19 protein-coding genes are annotated in these 19,519 nt (G+C 61.9%); 16 read left to right on the plus strand and 3 right to left on the minus strand.

Annotated elements, in window-relative coordinates:
- Positions 1-51: 51 nt before the first annotated feature.
- From glyA to ACVDHI_RS09735, 14 genes are all read left to right on the plus strand, one after another.
- Positions 52-1,305, plus strand: coding sequence for a serine hydroxymethyltransferase (gene glyA, locus ACVDHI_RS09670; RefSeq protein WP_010675397.1), 1,254 nt, complete (start codon positions 52-54; stop codon positions 1,303-1,305).
- An 87-nt stretch (positions 1,306-1,392) separates the two neighbouring features.
- Complete coding sequence (locus tag ACVDHI_RS09675) at positions 1,393-1,827, plus strand: hypothetical protein (protein ID WP_319887832.1); 435 nt, start codon at positions 1,393-1,395, stop codon at positions 1,825-1,827.
- A gap of 134 nt (positions 1,828-1,961) precedes the next feature.
- Complete coding sequence (gene nrdR, locus ACVDHI_RS09680) at positions 1,962-2,411, plus strand: transcriptional regulator NrdR (protein WP_010675395.1); 450 nt, start codon at positions 1,962-1,964, stop codon at positions 2,409-2,411.
- 277 nt (positions 2,412-2,688) lie between these two features.
- Positions 2,689-3,798 (plus strand): bifunctional diaminohydroxyphosphoribosylaminopyrimidine deaminase/5-amino-6-(5-phosphoribosylamino)uracil reductase RibD, encoded by a 1,110-nt coding sequence (ribD, locus tag ACVDHI_RS09685; RefSeq protein WP_324033227.1) that lies wholly within the window; start codon positions 2,689-2,691, stop codon positions 3,796-3,798.
- Between the two features lie 55 nt (positions 3,799-3,853).
- Complete coding sequence (locus tag ACVDHI_RS09690) at positions 3,854-4,507, plus strand: riboflavin synthase (protein ID WP_041212973.1); 654 nt, start codon at positions 3,854-3,856, stop codon at positions 4,505-4,507.
- Between the two features lie 137 nt (positions 4,508-4,644).
- Positions 4,645-5,754 carry a bifunctional 3,4-dihydroxy-2-butanone-4-phosphate synthase/GTP cyclohydrolase II gene (ribBA, locus tag ACVDHI_RS09695; protein ID WP_039040299.1) on the plus strand — a complete coding sequence of 370 codons (1,110 nt, stop codon included), beginning with the start codon at positions 4,645-4,647 and terminating at the stop codon, positions 5,752-5,754.
- A 133-nt stretch (positions 5,755-5,887) separates the two neighbouring features.
- The gene (gene ribH / locus ACVDHI_RS09700) at positions 5,888-6,358 is read left to right on the plus strand and encodes a 6,7-dimethyl-8-ribityllumazine synthase (protein ID WP_010675391.1); all 471 of its coding nucleotides are present in this window, start codon (positions 5,888-5,890) and stop codon (positions 6,356-6,358) included.
- Between the two features lie 14 nt (positions 6,359-6,372).
- Complete coding sequence (gene nusB, locus ACVDHI_RS09705; RefSeq protein WP_010675390.1) at positions 6,373-6,786, plus strand: transcription antitermination factor NusB; 414 nt, start codon at positions 6,373-6,375, stop codon at positions 6,784-6,786.
- A gap of 57 nt (positions 6,787-6,843) precedes the next feature.
- Positions 6,844-7,803 (plus strand): thiamine-phosphate kinase, encoded by a 960-nt coding sequence (gene thiL, locus ACVDHI_RS09710; protein WP_039040298.1) that lies wholly within the window; start codon positions 6,844-6,846, stop codon positions 7,801-7,803.
- A complete protein-coding gene (locus ACVDHI_RS09715; RefSeq protein WP_128313240.1) occupies positions 7,800-8,288 on the plus strand; it encodes a phosphatidylglycerophosphatase A family protein in 489 nt (162 codons plus the stop codon). Before thiL ends, ACVDHI_RS09715 begins: the two co-directional genes overlap by 4 nt.
- Before the next feature lie 646 nt (positions 8,289-8,934).
- The gene (locus ACVDHI_RS09720) at positions 8,935-10,659 is read left to right on the plus strand and encodes a dipeptide ABC transporter ATP-binding protein (protein WP_010675387.1); all 1,725 of its coding nucleotides are present in this window, start codon (positions 8,935-8,937) and stop codon (positions 10,657-10,659) included.
- Positions 10,660-10,717: 58 nt separating this feature from the next.
- Positions 10,718-12,274: an ABC transporter substrate-binding protein gene (locus ACVDHI_RS09725; protein ID WP_010675386.1), complete on the plus strand. Its 1,557-nt coding sequence runs from the start codon at positions 10,718-10,720 to the stop codon at positions 12,272-12,274.
- 96 nt (positions 12,275-12,370) lie between these two features.
- Entirely contained in the window at positions 12,371-13,345 is a 975-nt protein-coding gene (locus ACVDHI_RS09730; RefSeq protein ID WP_039040297.1) for an ABC transporter permease, read from the plus strand.
- A gap of 3 nt (positions 13,346-13,348) precedes the next feature.
- Positions 13,349-14,290, plus strand: a complete 942-nt coding sequence (locus tag ACVDHI_RS09735; RefSeq protein ID WP_029314771.1) for an ABC transporter permease — start codon at positions 13,349-13,351, stop codon at positions 14,288-14,290.
- A gap of 220 nt (positions 14,291-14,510) precedes the next feature.
- Here the strand turns inward: ACVDHI_RS09735 and dxs are convergent, their stop codons facing one another.
- Genes dxs through xseB form a run of 3 tightly spaced genes read right to left on the minus strand, consistent with a single transcriptional unit; the run spans position 14,511 to position 17,540 of the window.
- Positions 14,511-16,376 carry a 1-deoxy-D-xylulose-5-phosphate synthase gene (gene dxs / locus ACVDHI_RS09740; RefSeq protein WP_042865080.1) on the minus strand — a complete coding sequence of 622 codons (1,866 nt, stop codon included), beginning with the start codon at positions 16,374-16,376 and terminating at the stop codon, positions 14,511-14,513.
- A 21-nt stretch (positions 16,377-16,397) separates the two neighbouring features.
- Positions 16,398-17,288, minus strand: a complete 891-nt coding sequence (gene ispA, locus ACVDHI_RS09745; protein ID WP_041215676.1) for a (2E,6E)-farnesyl diphosphate synthase — start codon at positions 17,286-17,288, stop codon at positions 16,398-16,400.
- Positions 17,289-17,540, minus strand: coding sequence for an exodeoxyribonuclease VII small subunit (xseB, locus tag ACVDHI_RS09750; protein ID WP_010675381.1), 252 nt, complete (start codon positions 17,538-17,540; stop codon positions 17,289-17,291).
- 233 nt (positions 17,541-17,773) lie between these two features.
- Between xseB and pomA the strand changes: the two genes are divergently transcribed.
- Positions 17,774-18,532 (plus strand): flagellar motor protein PomA, encoded by a 759-nt coding sequence (gene pomA, locus ACVDHI_RS09755; RefSeq protein ID WP_029314770.1) that lies wholly within the window; start codon positions 17,774-17,776, stop codon positions 18,530-18,532.
- Positions 18,533-18,542: 10 nt separating this feature from the next.
- Complete coding sequence (locus tag ACVDHI_RS09760) at positions 18,543-19,436, plus strand: flagellar motor protein MotB (protein WP_042878323.1); 894 nt, start codon at positions 18,543-18,545, stop codon at positions 19,434-19,436.
- The last annotated feature ends 83 nt before the right edge of the window (positions 19,437-19,519 follow it).

The raw sequence follows: 19,519 nt of genomic DNA on the forward strand, positions 1-19,519 counted from the left end.
TGCGCGGGCCCACTTCACCTATCGCGCAAACGATTTTCAGGAGATAAACGGATGTTGAAACGTGACATGACCATCGCCGGCTATGATCCAGAGCTGTGGCAGGCCATCACAGACGAGACCCGTCGTCAGGAAGAGCACATCGAGCTGATTGCGTCCGAGAACTACACCAGCCCCCGCGTCATGGAAGCCCAGGGCTCCCAGTTGACCAACAAGTACGCCGAAGGCTACCCGGCCAAGCGTTACTACGGCGGTTGCGAGTATGTGGATGTGGTTGAAACCCTGGCCATCGAGCGCGCCAAAGAGCTGTTCGGTGCCACCTACGCCAACGTGCAGCCGCACTCCGGCTCCCAGGCCAACAGCGCCGTCTACATGGCCCTGCTGCAACCGGGCGACACCGTGCTCGGCATGAACCTGGCCCACGGCGGTCACTTGACCCACGGCTCCCCCGTCAACTTCTCCGGCAAGCTGTACAACATCATCCCCTACGGCATCGACGAGTCCGGCAAGATCGACTACGACGAGATGGAGCGCCTGGCCGTTGAGCACAAGCCGAAGATGATGATCGGCGGCTTCTCCGCCTACTCCGGCATCGTCGACTGGGCCCGCATGCGCGAAATCGCCGACAAGATCGGTGCTTACCTGTTCGTGGACATGGCCCACGTGGCCGGTCTGATTGCCGCCGGCGTCTACCCGAACCCGGTGCCCCACGCTCACGTGGTCACCTCCACCACCCACAAGACCCTGGCCGGTCCGCGCGGTGGTCTGATCCTCTCCGCCGCCGACGACGAAGATCTGTACAAGAAGCTGAACTCCGCCGTCTTCCCGGGTGGTCAGGGTGGCCCGCTGATGCACGTCATCGCCGGCAAGGCCGTGGCCTTCAAGGAGGCGCTGGAGCCCGAGTTCAAGACCTACCAGGCCCAGGTCGTGAAGAACGCCAAGGCCATGGCGGCGACCTTTATCGAGCGCGGCTACAAGATCGTCTCCGGTGGTACCGACAACCATCTGATGCTGGTTGACCTGATCGGTCGCGAGCTGACCGGCAAAGATGCCGATGCAGCCCTCGGCAAGGCCAACATCACCGTCAACAAGAACTCCGTACCGAACGACCCGCGTTCCCCGTTCGTGACCTCCGGCGTGCGTATCGGCACCCCGGCCATCACCCGCCGCGGCTTCAAGGAAGCCGAGTCCATCCAGTTGGCCAACTGGATCTGCGACGTGCTGGACAGCCACGACAACGAAGAAGTGCTGGCGACCGTGCGCGAGAAGGTGCTGGACATCTGCCGCCGCTTCCCGGTCTACGCATAATCAGCCTGACCTTCAGGTTGAAGACCAATGCCACCCTCGGGTGGCATTGTTTTTTGCAGCGCCTGGCAAGATGAGACAGAGGTGACCATGTGCGATGACATGGAAGAGGACGTGCTGGAGGCGTCACTGCGGCAGACGGTTCGCGCCCAGTACCACTTTCGCACCAGCGAACAGGGGCTGCTGGCCTGGGATGTGCGCCGCTTGATCCGGCTGAGCCGCAACCTGCCGGTGCAGGCGGTGGCACTCGGCGAGATTGCCGAGCTTGACCGCGACCACTGGTACGGCCATGGCGACGCCACGCCCACGGTGCGCAGCGTGGTGGCGCATTGCCAGCTCATGATGGCGGCGGATCTCGCCTATCCCATCCTGCTCGACAGCGCCGGTCGGGTGATGGATGGCATGCACCGGGTGGGCAAGGCGCTGATGCTGGGTCACAGCCATGTGGCTGCTCGCCGGTTCGCGGCGGATCCTGCCCCCGATTACCAGGATTGCGACCCCGAGGCGTTGCCCTATGACGACTGAGTCCTGCCCGAAGGTCTGGCTGGTTGTCCCTTGTTTTCATGGGCTTTTACCGGTTCTGGATGGCCGTGTTACACTGGCCGGCCTAGCGCAAGCCCCCGGGGCCCGCGCCCATTTTCATCCACGCCGGAGGTCAGATGCATTGCCCTTTCTGTAGTGCCGTTGATACCAAGGTGATCGATTCCCGTCTGGTGGCCGAGGGCCATCAGGTGCGCCGCCGTCGCGAATGCCTGCTCTGTCACGAGCGTTTTACCACCTTCGAAATGGCCGAACTGGTCATGCCCCGCGTCATCAAGTCCAACGGCTCCCGCGAGCCCTTCAACGAAGACAAACTGCGGGCCGGCATTCTGCGGGCGCTGGAGAAGCGGCCGGTGAGCATGGAGGCCATCGAGAAGGCGGTCAACCACATCAAGTCCCGCCTGCGGGCCACCGGCGAGCGGGAGGTGGCCTCCCAATTGGTGGGCAATCTGGTGATGGATGAGCTCAAGAGCCTGGACAAGGTGGCCTACATCCGCTTTGCCTCCGTCTACCGCAGCTTTGAAGACATTCGCGAATTCGGGGAAGAGATCGCCAAGCTGGAGAAGTAACGCCGGCCTGCGGCTCCCTATGTGAATAAGAGAGGGCCTGCCGTTGCGGCAGCGCCAGTTGTTACACCAGTGAGACATCTAGATAGCGCATCGTTGCACTGGTGAAAAAGTATGAGGGCGTGCGGCCGCATCCTGCGATGTGTGTGCCCGTCGCCATGGCGTCAGATGCCATGGCCGATCTGCCCGAGAAGGCGTGCGGCAAGCGCGTACACCCTATTTTCTTGTCCCATCGGATGGCCGTGCCACCGGGGACAGGTTGCTGGACACAGGAGCCCGGATGTTTAGTCAAGACGATTACCAATGGATGAGCCGGGCCCTCGAACTGGCCCGGCGCGGCCGTTACACCACGGCCCCCAACCCCTGCGTCGGCGCCGTGCTGGTGAAGGCCGGCGTGGTGGTGGGGGAGGGCTGGCACAAGCGGGCCGGTGAGCCCCATGCCGAGGTCTATGCTCTGCACGCGGCAGGGGAAGAGGCCCGCGGTGCCACCGCCTATGTGACCCTGGAGCCCTGCTCCCATCATGGTCGCACGCCCCCCTGCGCCGATGCGCTCATCAAGGCCGGGGTGACCCGGGTGGTGGCTGCCATGGTGGATCCCAATCCCCAGGTGGGCGGGCGTGGCCTGCGGATGCTCTCCGAGGCGGGGATCAAGACCGATTTCGGCCTGCTGGCCGCAGAAGCCGAGGCCCTCAATCCCGGTTTCTTCAAGCGGATGCGCACCGCGTTTCCGCTGGTGACGGTCAAGCTGGGGGCGAGCCTGGATGGTCGCACCGCCATGGCGAGTGGCGAGAGCCAGTGGATCACCTCTCCGGAGGCGCGCCGGGACGTGCAGCGGCTGCGGGCACGTCACGATGCGGTCCTCTCCAGCGCCGAGACCGTGCTGGCAGATGGCGCCTCCCTCACCGTGCGCTGGGACGAGCTGCCCCCCTCGGTCAAGGCGGTCTATCCCAAAGAGACCCTGCGCCAGCCACTGCGGGTCATCGTGGATTCGCAAAACCGGCTCACCCCGGATCTGCCCCTGTTCCAGAGCGAGAGCCCGGTACTGCTGGCCCGCCACAAGGCATCCGGTGAGTGGCCCGCCTGGGTGCAGCAGCTGGAGGTGCCGCTGCTGGATGGCAAGCTGGATCTGGTCAGCCTCTTCATGCTGCTGGCCAAACAGAACGTCAACTCGGTACTGGTGGAGGCGGGGCCGCGGCTGTGCGGCGCCCTGCTGGAGAAGGGGCTGGTGGACGAGCTGGTGCTCTATCAGGCGCCCAAACTGATGGGGGATGAGGGGCGCGGCCTGTTCCATCTGCCGGGGCTGACCCGGCTGTTCCAGGCCCCCAAACTCAACCTCAAGGATGTGCGCATGCTTGGCCAGGATATTCGCATCACTGCGAAAATAGCCTGATTTTTCAATGTTCACGGGAGCATCCGTCGCCCCCGTCATCAGCAAGGTGATCTGCATGTTTACCGGAATTATCGAAGCGGTGGGAACCCTGGCCGAGCTGCGTCGCCAGGGGGAGGACATGGCCCTCACCGTGCACGCGCCTACCCTGGACTTCAGTGACGTCAAGCTGGGCGACTCCATCGCCACCAACGGCGTCTGCCTCACCGTGGTGGCGCTCGGGGATCACAGCTATACCGCCGACGTCTCCCTGGAGACCCTCTCCCGCACCGGTTTTTCTGCCGCCAAGGTGGGGGATCCGGTCAACCTAGAAAAGGCGTTGATGCCCACTTCCCGCCTCGGCGGCCACCTGGTCTCCGGCCACGTGGACGGCATCGGCGAGGTGAAGAGCAAATCGTCCAGCGGCCGCGCCATCGAATACTGGATCAAGGCGCCGGGGGAGCTCTCCCGCTACATCGCCGAGAAGGGGTCGATTGCGGTGGATGGCATCAGCCTCACCGTCAATGCGGTTCAGGGGGATCTGTTCCGGCTGACCATAGTGCCCCACACCGCCCAGGAGACCACCATCGCCCGCTGGAAACCCGGCTACCGGGTCAACCTCGAGGTGGACCAGATAGCCCGCTATCTGGAGCGGCTGATGACGGGCAAGCGCGAGCAGAGCAGTGCCTCTACCCTGACCCTGGAAAAGCTGGCCCAGTCCGGATTCTTGTGAGCCGTTTTGACGGGAAAACGCGGTTCTGTGATCCCGCGCGGATTGAAACGGGGCCGCGTGCCCCCATCTAGAGCACAATACGCAGTATCAAGTCGAGCCGACTGGCTCAATCCCCAAGCATGTTGATGGAGTAGCCCATGGCGCTGAGCACGACCCAGGAAATCATTGCCGATATCAAGGCTGGCAAGATGGTGATCCTGATGGATGACGAAGACAGGGAGAACGAAGGGGACCTGATCATGGCCGCCTCCTGTGTCCGCCCGGAAGACATCAACTTCATGGCGCGCTACGGTCGTGGCCTCATCTGCCTGACCCTGACCCGGGATCGCTGCAAGCAGCTGGCGCTGCCGCTGATGGTCGATCGCAACAATGCCCAGTTCTCCACCGCCTTCACCGTCTCCATCGAGGCGGCGGAAGGGGTGACCACCGGCATCTCCGCCGCCGACCGCGCCGTCACCGTGCAGGCCGCGGTGGCGCCCCATGCCAAGGCCGCCGATCTGGTGCAGCCCGGCCACATCTTCCCGCTGATGGCGCAGGATGGCGGTGTGCTGACCCGCGCCGGCCACACGGAAGCGGGCTGTGATCTGGCCCGGCTGGCCGGCTTCGAGCCAGCCTCCGTCATCGTCGAGATCCTCAACGAAGACGGCACCATGGCCCGGCGCCCGGATCTCGAGATTTTTGCCGAGCAGCACGGCATCAAGCTCGGCACCATTGCCGACCTTATCGAATACCGCAACCAGCACGAGACCACGGTAGAGAAGGTGGCCGAGTGCAAGTTGCCCACCGAATACGGCGAGTTCGACCTCGTCACCTTCCGCGACACCATCGACAACCAGGTGCACTTCGCCCTGAAGAAAGGGGACGTGAAGGCCGACCAGCCGACCCTGGTACGGGTGCACCTGCACGACGTGCTGAGCGATCTGCTGCTCACCGACCGCCACAGCGCCCGCAGCTGGCCGCTGCCCAAATCCATGGCCCGCATCGCCGACGAGGGCGGGGTGCTGGTGATCCTGGGGGCGGAAGCCCATGGCGCCGAGCTGCTGGCCAGGGTCAAGGGTTTTGAAGCCGCCGACAAGGGGCTGGCACCGGAAGGGGCCAAGTGGCAGGGCACCTCGCGCCGGGTCGGCGTCGGCTCCCAGATCCTCAAGGCGCTGGGGGTCGGCAAGATGCGCCTGTTGAGCTCCCCCAAGAAGTACCATGCCCTCGGTGGCTTTGGTCTGGAAGTGGTGGAGTACGTCGGCGAGTAAGCGCTGCGTACGGTTGAATTCATCACCATGGCCGCCCGTTGCGGCCATGGTTTTTTGTCGCGGCTCTGTTGTGCTAGAATGCGTGCACTTTTGAGCCCGGCCCCTAATTGATTGCACAGAGACAGGATTTCCAATGAAGATTATCGAAGGAAATATCGCCGCTCCCGAGGCGCGTGTTGCTATTGTCGTTGCCCGTTTCAACAGCTTCATCAATGACAGCCTGGTGAACGGCGCGCTGGACGTGCTGAAGCGTCAAGGTCAGGTCCAGGAGAGCAATCTGACCCTGGTGCGCGTACCGGGGGCCGTCGAAATTCCCCTGGCGGCCAAGAAGCTGGCCAAGAGCGGTCAATACGACGCCATCGTCGCACTCGGCACCGTCATCCGCGGCGGTACCTACCACTTCGAACTGGTAGCGAGCGAGAACGGCAAGGGTCTGGCCCAGGTAATGATGGAATACGACATTCCCGTTGCCTTCGGCGTGCTGACCACCGAAAACATTGAACAAGCCATCGAACGCGCCGGTACCAAGGCGGGTAACAAGGGTGCAGAGGCTGCACTGAGCGCGCTCGAAATGATCAACGTCCTGAAACAACTGGACGTGTAACGAGGAGAAATGCATTGAAACCGTCCGAGCGCCGTAAGGCCCGCCATTGCGCCACCCAGGCCATCTACCAGTGGCAGATGACCCAGGCCAACGTGGGCGACATCGAAGAGCAGTTCAAGATCGATCAGGACACCAAGGGTGTGGACCTGAACTATTTCCGCGATCTGCTGTTCGGGGTTGCGGTCCACTGCAACGAGCTGGACAAGGTGTTCGCGCCTTTCCTCTCCCGTCCGCTGGAAGAAGTGGACATGGTGGACAAGGCGATCCTGCGTCTGGCGACCTACGAGCTGACCCGTCGTGAAGATGTGCCGCCGCGCGTGGTGATCAACGAAGCGATCGAGCTGGCCAAAGCCTTCGCCGCCGATGACAGCCACAAGTTTGTCAACGGCGTCCTGGACAAGGTGATCAAGACGCTGCCCAAGCGCTGATCCTGCTGTCCGTCAGCAATTAAGAGAGGAGCCAGCTTATTGCTGGCTTTTTACTGTATGGGTGAATTTGAGCTGATTGAGAAGTACTTCAAGGTCCCCCACGCCCGCAAGGACGTGGTGATGGGCCCTGGAGATGACTGTGCCCTGCTGACCCTGCCCCCCGACGCCCAGTTGGCGGTGAGCACGGACACCCTGGTGAGCGGCGTGCACTTCTTCCCCGACATGGATCCGGTGGATCTCGGCTACAAGGCGTTGGCGGTCAATCTCTCCGATCTGGCCGCCATGGGTGCCGAGCCGCGCTGGGTCTCCCTGGCCCTGACCCTGCCCGCCATCAACGAGCGCTGGGTCGCCGGTTTCGCCGAAGGGTTCCTCGAGCTCGCCGAGTACTACAACGTGGCGCTGGTGGGGGGAGACATGACCCGCGGGCCCCTCTCCATCACCGTCTCGGTGAAAGGATCGGTCCCGGCAGGTCGCGCCCTGATGCGCAGCGGCGCCAAGGCCGGTGACGGGGTCTACGTGACCGGTACCCTGGGAGATGCCGCCCTGGCGCTCTCCCACCTGCTGGGCAAGCGCACCCTCAACGAGAACCAGCTGGCGGCCGTGTTGCCGCGCCTCGACCATCCCCATCCCCGCATCCTGGCCGGTCAGGCCCTGCGCGGGCTGGCCAGCAGCGCCCTGGATCTCTCCGACGGCCTGGCGTCCGATCTCGGCCACATCCTCAAGGCGTCCGGCGTGCGGGCCCAGATCGATCTCAACCTGCTGCCCCTCTCCCCCGTGTTGCAGGATGCGGTGCCGGCCATGGATGCCTGGCAGCTGGCCCTGGCCGGGGGCGACGACTACGAGCTCTGCTTCACCGTCCCCCAGGAGCATCACGGCGCCCTGGACACGGCGCTGGCCAATTGTGGCGTGAAGTTCACCCGCATCGGTCGCATCCTGGCCGGGGAGCCTGGCATCGACTACCTGCAGGACGAACAACCCGTCGAACTGCACCTCAAGGGCTGGGATCACTTCGCATGATGTCTTTCAAGATAAAGCCCGAGCTGACGCGGCTGAGCCTTAAAAACCCGCTCCACTTCCTGGCGGTGGGGTTTGGCTCCGGCCTCTCCCCCAAGGCGCCGGGCACCATGGGGACCCTGGCAGCCATCCCGCTCTATCTCTTGGTGAGCGGGCTGCCGACCTCCTGGTTCATCGCCCTGCTGGTGGTGGGTTTCGTGGCGGGCATCCGCATCTGCCAGAGCGCCACCGACGCCATCGGGATGCCGGATCACGGGGCTATCGTCTGGGACGAGGTCATCGGATTCGGGGTCACCATGATTGCGGCCCCGGCCGGCTGGGAGTGGGTGCTGGCGGGCTTCGTGCTGTTTCGCCTGTTCGACGTGCTCAAGCCCTGGCCCATCTCCTGGTTCGATCGCCGCATTCACGGCGGGCTTGGCATCATGCTGGACGATCTCATCGCCGGCCTGTTCGCCCTGGCCTGCATGCAACTGCTTGCCCACTGGTGAGGGGAGGCGGCTCCCGAACGCCCTCTCGCTGTTTTTTCACTGCTCTCCTCTTGCAAAGAGGCCGGATGTACCGCACACGCAGGCCCTGAGGGGCCTGCGTTTTTTTGTATGCAATCCCTCCCGGCTTGCCGTGCCGGCGGGTCTGTGGCCCAGGTTGATCCTTCTGCATTGTCCCTATTTAGCTCTGCCTATTTTTCCTTACTCAAGATATGCTGCCGTCAAAAAATCATTTCACATAAATATTCACTACTCATTCGAAGCTGGTCAGCATAATGCTGATAGTGAATAAGATGGTTTGTTGCTATTTTGTTGAAACATAATTGGTTGATGGTCTCGCATTGCCAGCGTAATCTCTGGTAATGTGACTTTTATCGACATTTTAACCCCAGGGTGTCGGCATTCTCTGGGCAAAGTATTGCGAAATTGTATAACTGGATCATTTACACCCGCGGGCAAACCGACTAACTTACTCGCGGGTTATTCCAAAAAAATGCAAAAAACCCGCCCGGATCGCTGGTTTGGCTGCCTCATGGATTGAGCGTTAATTACACAACAACGGCTCTCGAGCAGTACCAAGGCACAACCAGCATCTGCGGCTGATTTACGGACGAATTATTTGGGACGGATGTCCCCCGCAGAGGTAACCATGTCCTTGCTTGAAGTCAAAAACTTGCGGATCGAGTACCCCTCCCGCTACGGGGTGCTTGCCGCGGTCAAGGATCTCTCTTTTTCTGTTGAAAAGGGCGAGATCGTCGGCGTCGTCGGTGAGTCCGGCGCTGGCAAATCCACCATCGGCAACGCCGTCATCGATCTGTTGAGCCCGCCCGGTCGCATCGCCCGTGGTGACATCTACCTCAACGGCGAGCTCATCTCCGGGAAGAGCCAGAACGAGATGCGGGCCATTCGCGGCTCGCGCATCGGTTTCATCTTCCAGGATCCCATGACCTCCCTCAATCCGCTGTTCACCGTGGAGCAGCAGCTGGTGGAGACCATCCTCGCCAACACCGACCTGTCCCGCGAGGCGGCCTTTGCCAAGGCCCTCGAGCTGATGGGGGCGGTGGGGATCCCGAACCCGGATGTGCGCATCAAGCAGTATCCTCACCAGTTCTCCGGTGGCATGCGCCAGCGGGTGGTGATCGCCATCGCCCTCTCCGGGGATCCCGAGCTCATCATCGCCGATGAGCCGACCACGGCGCTGGACGTCTCCATCCAGGATCAGATCCTCCAGCTCATCCGCAACCTGTGCAAAGAGCGCCAGGTAGGCTGCATGCTGGTGACCCATGACATGGGGGTGGTCTCCAACGTCACCGACAAGGTGGCGGTGATGTACCGCGGCGATCTGGTGGAGTTCGGCACCACGGAACAGGTGCTGGGCCGCCCCAATCACCCCTATACCCGCAGCCTCATCTCGGCGGTGCCCCGCTCGGATGTGAAGCTGGTGCGCTTCCCCCTGGTCTCCTATATCGAGGATGCCGGTGCGGCGGATACCAGCATCGATCTCAAGACCCACTGGCTCGGCCAGAGTCAGGACGAGCGCACCTATGAAGGCGCGCTGCTGCGGGTGGAGAACGTGGATCTGAAGTTCGTCACCAAGGATTCCATCTTCCCGAGCCGCCGCCAGTACGTGCGCGCCTGCAACAACATCAGCTTCGAAATCTTCGAGGGTGAGACCTTCGGTCTGGTGGGGGAGTCGGGCTCCGGCAAATCCACCATCGCCCGTGCCATCACCGGGCTCTATCCGCCTGATACCGGCAAGATTGTCTTCGAGGGGATCGATCTCACCGCCCTGAAAGGGGAGCACGAGCGTCGCCCCCTGCGCCGCCAGATGCAGATGGTGTTCCAGAATCCGTACTCTTCGATGAACCCGCGCATGAAGGTGCGTGACATCATCGCCGAGCCGATCCGCTTCCACCGCCTCGCCGAGAGCGAGCGGCAGATAGAGCAGATCGTCGGGGACCTGCTGGATCACGTGGGCCTGGGCCGCGGTGCCGGGGTCAAGTATCCCCACGAGTTCTCCGGTGGTCAGCGCCAGCGCATCTCCATTGCCCGCGCCCTGGCGACCCGCCCGCGCTTCCTCATCTGCGACGAGCCGACCTCGGCGCTGGATGTCTCGGTGCAGGCCCAGATCCTCAACCTGCTCAAAGACTTGCAACAGGAGCTTGGGCTCACCATGCTGTTCATCAGTCACGATCTGCCGGTCATCCGCCAGATGTGCGACCGCATCGGTGTGATGCAGCACGGTCACCTGGTGGAAGTGGCCGAGACCGAGAAACTGTTCACCAATGCCGAGCATGAGTACAGCCGCAAGCTGATCTCCCTCATGCCGGAATTCAAGGGAATGTCCCGCGAGGGGCTGGAAATCGCAAGCTAGGAAAGCACCGGTTCGCCGGTTTGTCTGTCAATAAAAAGCCAAAAGCATGGAGAAAGACATGAAGAAAGGATTATCCAAGATCGCCATGGCGCTGTTCGCCGCTGGTCTCGCGTTCAACGTTTCTGCTGCCGACATCAAGGTCGCCGTCGCGTCCGACGCCACCTCGCTGGACCCGCAGGAGCAGCTCTCCGGTCAGACCCTGGAGATGTCTCACCTGGTGTTCGACCCCCTGATGCGTTACACCCAGGATCTGCAGTTCGAGCCGCGTCTGGCCGAGAAGTATGAGCGCATCGACGACAAGACCGTCCGTTTCCACCTGCGCAAGGGTGTGAAGTTCCACTCCGGCAACGACTTCACCGCCGATGACGTGGTATGGACCGTCAACCGTCTGAAGGCCTCCCCGGACTTCAAGGCGATCTTCGACCCCATCGCCGAAGCCAAGAAGGTGGATGATTTCACCGTGGATCTCGTCACCGCCAAGCCGTTCCCGCTGGTGCTGCAGACCGTCACCTACATCTTCCCGATGGACTCCAAGTTCTATAGCGGCAAGACCGAGGCGGGCAAGGACAAGGCCGAGATCGTGAAGAACGGTGACTCCTTCGCCTCCACCAATGTCTCCGGTACCGGTCCGTTCAGCGTCAAGTTCCGCGAGCAGGGCGTGAAGCTGGAATACGTGCGCAACGCCAACTACTGGGACAAGGCCTCCAAGGGCAACGTCGAAAACCTGACCGTGGTACCGATCAAGGAAGACGCCACCCGTGTTGCAGCCCTGCTGGGCGGCGACGTGGACATGATCTACCCGGTTGCCCCGAACGATCTGGAGCGCGTGAAGAACGGCAAGGATTCCCAGCTGGTCACCCTGTCCGGTACCCGTGCCATCATCATCGAGCTGAACCAGAACACCAACCCGGCGCTGAAAGACAAGCGCGTGCGTCAGGCGATCAACTACGCCATCAACCAGGTGGGCATCGTCGACAAGATCAACAAGGGCTTCGGTACCCCGGCCGGCCAGCTGAGCCCGAAAGGCTATGCAGGCTACAACGAGGCGCTCAAGCCCCAGTATGATCTGGCCAAGGCCAAGGAGCTGATGAAGGAAGCCGGTTACGAGAAGGGCTTCAAGATGAGCTTCATCTCCCCGGCTGCCCGCTACGTCAACGACGTCAAGATTGCCCAGGCCGTCTCCGCCATGCTGTCCAAGATCAACATCAAGGTGGATCTGAAGACCATGCCGGTGGCCCAGTACTGGCCGGAGTTTGACAAGTGCGCCGCTGACATGCAGCTGATCGGCTGGCACTCCGACACCGAAGACAGTGCGAACTTCTTCGAGTTCCTGACCTTCACCAAGGATGCCAAGACCGGTATGGGTCAGTACAACTGCGGCGGTTATGCCAACGCGGAAGCTGACAAGATGGTGATGGAAGCCAACACCGAGACCGATCCTGCCAAGCGTGCCGCTATCCTGCAGAAGGTGGAAGCCATGCTGATCGACGACGCCGCCTATGTGCCGCTGCACTGGGAAGACCTGGCCTATGGCGCCAAGAAGAACGTCGACATCAAGCCGGTGGTCAACGTGATGAACTTCCCTTACCTGGGTGACCTGGTGGTCAACAAGTAAGCGAAGCGCTTAAGGAAGGACCCGGCGGGGCACCCATGGTTGCCCCGCCATTAACAGAAGCCTGTGCCAAGACACAGGCCACGTAGAAGGACAAGCATGTTTACATTCCTGCTGAAACGGTTCTATCAGGCCGTGATAGTGATGTTCGTCATCAGCCTGGTCGCCTTCTCCATCCAGGACAACCTGGGGGATCCGCTGCGCGAGCTGGTGGGACAATCCGTCTCCGAGTCCGTGCGCCAGGAGCTGCGCGACAAGATGGGACTCAATGATCCCTTCCTCGTGAAATACAGCCGCTTCTTGAAGAACGCGGTACACGGGGATCTGGGCACTTCCTATTTCTTCAAGCGACCAGCCCTCGAGGTTATCCTCGACAAGCTGGTGGCTACCCTTGAGCTGGTGTTTGCCGCCGCGCTCATCATCGTCGTGGTCTCCATTCCGCTGGGGGTTTATTCGGCGATAAGACCGCGCAGCATCCTCACCAAGGTCATCATGGCGGTGAGCAGCATCGGCATCTCGATCCCGGTCTTCCTGACCGCCATCATGCTGATGTACCTCTTCTCCATCCAGCTGGGCTGGCTGCCGGCCTATGGCCGTGGCGAGACCTACAACCTGCTGGGCTGGGAGTCGGGCTTCTTCACCTGGGACGGTATCCTGCACCTGGTGCTGCCAGCTGTCTCCCTCTCCTCCATCATGCTGCCGCTGTTCATCCGGCTGGTGCGCTCGGAGATGCTGGAGCAGCTCTCCTCCGAGTACGTCAAGTTTGCCCGTGCCAAGGGGCTGGACAACAACAAGGTCTACTACCAGCATGCCCTGAAGAACACCATGCTGCCGGTCATCACGGTGGGCGGTGTGCAGATCGGGACCATGGTGGCCTACACCATCCTGACCGAAAGCGTGTTCCAGTGGCCGGGGACCGGCTTCCTCTTCCTTGAGGCGATCCACCGGGTCGATACGCCGCTGATCACCGCCTACGTCATCTTCGTCGGCCTCATTTTCGTGGTGACCAATACCCTGGTCGACCTGCTCTACGGGTTGATCAACCCGACCGTCAACCTGACCGCCAAGGGGTAACAGATGACTAATGCTGTAACTGCAAGCCCAAGCCGTTGGGCACGCTTCAAAAATTCCGACATCGTCTACTACTTCCTGCGGGACAAGGTAGCCATGTTCAGCTTTGCGGTGTTCGTGGTCTTCGTGCTGGCGGCTCTGCTGGCACCCTGGATCGCACCGCACAACGTCTATGACCAGACCAGCTTCGATCTGATGGATGCGGAGCTGCCCCCCTCCTGGCTGGAAGGGGGCGAGGCCCGCTTCTGGCTCGGGACCGACAACCAGGGACGCGACATCTGGAGCACCATCCTCTATGGCGCCCGCATCTCGCTGACCATTGGTCTGTTCGCGGTGGGGCTGCAGCTGGTGCTCGGTATCGTCATCGGTCTGATGGCCGGGTACTTCGGTGGTCGCATCGACAACCTGCTGATGCGCTTTGCCGATGTGCAGCTGTCGTTCTCCACCATGATGGTGGCCATCATCATCTCCGCCATCTTCCAGGCGACCTTTGGCTCTGAGTTCTACTCGAAGTTCGCCATCCTGATGCTGGTGGTGATCATCGGTATCGCCGAGTGGCCCCAGTATGCCCGGACGGTGCGCGCCTCCGTGCTGGCGGAGAAGAAGAAGGAGTATGTGGAAGCGGCTCAGGTGATGGGGTTCCGCGCCCCGCGCATCATGTTCCGCCACATTCTGCCGAACTGCCTGTCACCCATCCTGGTCATCTCCACCGTGCAGGTGGCGAACGCCATCATGAGCGAGGCGGCCCTCTCCTTCCTGGGTCTGGGGATGCCGGTTGATCAACCGTCCCTGGGGTCGCTCATCAGCGTGGGCTTCAACTACATCTTCTCCGGATCCTGGTGGATCACCGCCTTCCCGGGCCTCTGCCTGGTGGTGCTGGTGCTGGTGATCAACCTGCTGGGTGACTGGCTGCGGGATGTATTCAACCCGAAGATCTACAAGGGCTGATAAACCTCTCCACGAACTGGCTGCGAGGCCGTGATCAAGGTTCATGTGCTGCTCGCTTATGTGGAATCAAGGAGTGCTCATGTATGTCTCGGTTCCTGAGCGGCTTGTAACCTTGTTGACGGCCTTCTCGCGACAGTGTGTGAACAGGGTTGGTCCGGCACAGTGAATAACAAAAAAGGGCGCCATAAGGCGCCCTTTTTATTGCTTGCGATAACCCTTGTCAGGCCTGCAGCCAGCTCTCGATACGGGTCTGAATGCCCACGCTGTCCAGCCCCAGCAGGGCGTAGATCTCATCCTGGGTGCCCTGCTCGATGAAGCGGTCCGGCAGGCCGAGGTTGAGCACGGGTTTGCACTGCTTGCTGCCCATCAGCAGCTCGTTCACCGCAGAGCCTGCACCGCCCATGACGGCGTTGTCCTCGAGGGTGACGAACTGATCGTGGGAGGCGGCCAGGGAGAGCACCAGCGCCTCGTCCATGGGTTTGACGAAGCGCATGTCCACCAGGGTGGCATCCAGCGCCTCGGCGGCCGTTCTGGCCTGTTGCAGCAGGGTGCCGAACGCCAGGATGGCGGTCCCCTTGCCCTCGCGAACGACACGTCCCTTGCCGAGGGGCAGGGCCTGCATCTCGCTCTCGGCCTGGATACCGGTGCCGCTGCCACGGGGGTAGCGCACCGCCGCTGGCCCGTTGCACAGATAGCCGGTGTAGAGCATCTGGCGGCACTCGTTCTCGTCGGACGGGGTCATCACCACCATGTTGGGCACGGTGCGCAGGAAGCTGATGTCGAACGCCCCCTGATGGGTCGGGCCGTCGGCCCCCACCAGACCGGCCCGGTCGATGGCGAACAGCACCGGCAGGTTCTGCAGCGCCACATCGTGGATCAGCTGGTCATAGGCCCGCTGCAGGAAGCTCGAATAGATGGCGACCACGGGTTTCTGGTCGGCGATGGCGAGACCGGCGGCGAAGGTGACCGCATGTTGCTCGGCGATGGCCACATCGAAGTAGCGATCCGGATATTGTTGGCTGAATTTCACCAGACCGGAGCCTTCGCGCATGGCGGGGGTGATACCGACCACGCGCTCGTCCTTGGCGGCGATATCGCACAGCCACTGACCGAAGATGGCGGAGAAGGTGGGTTTGCCACCGGCGCTCTTGGGCAGGGCACAGTCATCCGGGTTGAATTTGGGGACGGCGTGATAGCCAATGGGATCTTTTTCCGCTGGCTCGTAGCCCTTGCCCTTCTTGGTCTTGACGTGCAGCAGCTGGGGACCCTTGAGATTGCGCATGTTGCGCAGGGTTTCGACCAGGGCATGGATGTCGTGACCGTCGATGGGGCCGATGTAGTTGAAGCCGAACTCCTCGAACAAGGTACCCGGTACCACCATGCCCTTGAGGTGCTCCTCGGCCCGCTTGGCGAGCTCCTTGACCGGCGGCAGCCCCGCCAGCACCTTCTTGCCCCCCTCGCGAATGGTGGTGTAGAGCTTGCCGGACATCAGCCTGGCAAGGTGATTGTTCAGGGCCCCCACGTTCTCGGAGATGGACATCTCGTTGTCGTTGAGCACCACCAGCATGTCCTTGTGGACGTCGCCGGCGTGATTGAGGGCCTCGAAGGCCATGCCGGCGGTGATGGCGCCATCACCGATGACCGCGACCACCTTGCGGCCAAGCCCTTCGCTCTCGGCCGCCACCGCCATGCCGAGCGCCGCTCCGATGGAGGTGCTGGAGTGGCCCACGCTGAGCACGTCGTACTCGCTCTCTTCCCGCCAGGGGAAGGGGTGCAGGCCATCTTTCTGGCGAATGGTGTGAATGCGCTCCCGTCGTCCGGTCAGGATCTTGTGGGGATAGGCCTGGTGGCCCACGTCCCACACCAGCCGATCGAAGGGGGTGTTGTAGACATAGTGCAGGGCGACCGTCAGCTCGACGGTGCCAAGGCCGGAGGCGAAGTGGCCGCTGGAGCGGCTCACCGAGCGCAGCAGATACTCGCGCAGCTCGTTGCACACCACGGGCAGCCGCTCGAAGGGGAGGGATCGCAAATCGACCGGCGTGTCCGCGAGGGCCAGGTTGGGGAAATCGCTAATATCAACGCTCATATTGTTACTGTTATCCAGCGTTTAGTGGGTTCGCTCGATGATGTAATCGGCAAACGCTTCCAGAATGTCGGTATTGTAGGGCAAGGATTGCAGGGCTGTTAAGGCCTTGTCATGCAGTTCGCGAGCCAGCTCACGGGCATTGTCGAGTCCGAGCAGGGCCGGATAGGTACTCTTTTCCAGCGCCAGATCCGAGCCTTGCGGCTTGCCCAGGGTGGCGGTATCGCCCGTGATGTCGAGGATGTCGTCCTGCACCTGGAAGGCGAGTCCGATGGCGGCGGCATAGGTTTGCAGGGCGGTGAGGGTGGCGGGTTCCACGTCAGCCTTGCACAGGGCGCCGAGGGTCACGGCGCACTCGATGAGGGCCCCGGTCTTGTGGCGGTGCACCTGCTCCAGCTCGGCGAGGCTGATCCGGCGCCCTTCGGCGTCCAGATCCAGTGCCTGACCGCCGCACATGCCGAGATAGCCGGACGCGCGGGCCAGGGCACTCAGCATCCGCACCCGGTTGGCCATCAATGTATCGGGCATGGGGTGGTCGGCCAGAATGGAAAACGCCAGGGTCTGCAGGGCATCGCCCGCCAGGATGGCTGTGCCTTCATCGAAGGCCTTGTGTACGGTGGGCTGGCCACGACGCAGGTCGTCGTCGTCCATGGCGGGCAAGTCGTCGTGCAGGAGGGAGTATGCGTGAATGCACTCCACGGCGGCGGCGGGGCCATCCAGCAGTTCGCTCTTGACGCCCAGCATCTCGCCAACGGCATAGACCAGGAAGGGGCGCACCCGTTTTCCACCGAGCAGCAGGCCGTATTTCATCGCGTCCCGCAAACGTGGCGCCATGGCGGGCAGGGCGTCAAGCTGTGCCGAGAGGCAATCGTCGATGCGGCGCCGATGCAGGCGGGAGAAATCGTCCAGGGTCACTCACTCCTCTCCTTGTTCTGCTCGAAAGGGGACCGCTTGCTCGCTGCCATCGGCCTGGGTCAGGAGGATCTGGATCTTCTGTTCGGCCTGTTCCAGCTTCTGCTGGCCGGCACGCACCAGATGGATGCCCTGTTCGAATTGTTTGAGTGCCTCCTCGAGGGGGAGCGAGCCCTGTTCGAGTTGATGCACTATGGTTTCCAGCTCTTCCAGGGTGGCATCAAAACTCAGACGGTCGATTTTTTTACTGGCCATGTCCATCCTCGGGTTTGAAAAAAACGGCTCATCTTAACATCGACCGGCCACAGGGGGGAGGCAGAAAAACGCGGCGTCCTCAAACTATCCTGACCCTGGCCGATAAGAATGGGCATGCAACCACGCATTGCCGATCGGCGATTGCGGTGTACCGGGCTTGCTGCCGGGGACGCAATAGCAGAAAATTCAACGCAATATAATGAGACGGCACGTTCGGCGACAGGAGTAGGGATGTGGATTTAGGGAGTCTGATAGGCTTGGTGCTGGGGTTCGGGGTCGTGGTGTACGGCATGTTGCTGGGCGGCCCCATGAGCATGTATGTGGACATGCCATCGGTCTACATCACCATACTGGGGTCCGTGTTCATCTGCATGATGAAATTCAACCTCGGCCAGTTTCTGATGGCCTTCAAGGTCGCGGGCAAGGCCTTCATGTACAAGGGGGACAAGCTCGACGATCTCATCACCAAGGCGGTGGAACTGGCGGATGCGGCCCGCAAGGGGGGCTTTCTGGCCCTGGAGGCGGCGGAGATCCCCAATACCTTCATGAAGAAGGGCATCGACATGCTGGTGGACGGCCATGATGCCGACGTGGTGCGTGCGGTGATGGAGAAGGACATCGAACTGACGTCCGAGCGTCACGCCACAGCCATCAAGGTGTTCCGCTCCCTGGGGGATCTCGGTCCGGCCATGGGCATGATCGGTACCCTGGTGGGGTTGGTGGCCATGCTGGCCAACATGAGCGACCCCAAATCCATCGGTCCGGCCATGGCGGTGGCCTTGCTGACGACCCTGTATGGCGCCATCGAGGCCAACATGATTGCCATCCCCATCGCGGACAAGCTGGAACTGCGCAGTGGCGAGGAACAGTTGAGCCGCACCCTGATCCTCGACGCCATCATGGGGATCCAGGATGGACAGAACCCGAGGGTGATCCAGGCCATGTTGCAGAACTACCTGAATCAGTCCAAACGCAACAACGGGACCGAATAGGAGCGCACAGATGGCAAAGTGCAAGTGCCCGCCTCCCGGATTGCCCGGTTACATGGGAACCTTCGCGGATCTCATGTCTCTGCTGATGTGCTTCTTCGTGCTCTTGCTCTCCTTTGCCGAGATGGATGTGCAGAAGTTCAAGCAGATCGCCGGTTCCATGGAGAAGGCGTTCGGGGTGCAGAACATCCTGGAGGTCAAGGATATCCCCAAGGGAACCTCCGTCATCGCCCAGGAGTTTCGTCCTGGTCGCCCCGAGCCGACGCCTATTGACACCATCATGCAGCAGACCATCGACATGACCCAGACCGAGCTGGATTTCCAGCCTGGGGATGCGGACAAGGCGGGCGGACATGACAAGACCGAAGGCCAGCAGAGCGGTGGCGATACCGCCCAGGAGGCCCAGAAGGCGCAGGAACAGTCCAACACCCTGGCCAAGGCACTGGCGGAGCAGATGCAGGCCCAGATCCAGGATGGGGCCATCGAGATAGAGGCGCTGGGTCAGCAGATCATCATTCGCATTCGCGAGAAAGCGGCGTTCCCGGCGGGATCCGCCTTCCTGCAACCCCAGTTCTGGCCGGTGATCCGCAAGGTGGCTGCGCTGCTCAAGGATGTGCCGGGGGAGATCACCGTCTCCGGCCACACCGACAATGTGGCCACCGAGGACGAGTTGTTCCAGTCCAACTGGGAGCTTTCATCCCAGCGGGCGGTAGCGGTTGCCCACCAGATGATCAAGGTGCCCGGTTTTGACGGCAATCGTCTGGTGGTGCAAGGGATGGCGGATTCCCAGCCGCTGGTGCCCAACAACAGCCCGGAGAATCGGCGCATGAACCGACGTGTCGAGATTGCCATCATGCAGGGCAAACCGACGGTGTCGGCTCCGCTTGGCGTCTCGGAATCCAAGTAACGCTGGCCCAAAGCGGGATCCCGCTCGCAGGGGCTGACATGGATTTTGTGGCGGCTTCATATTAAGATGCCCCATCCGAACCG

The organism is Aeromonas sp. 25-248 (genome assembly GCF_053005425.1).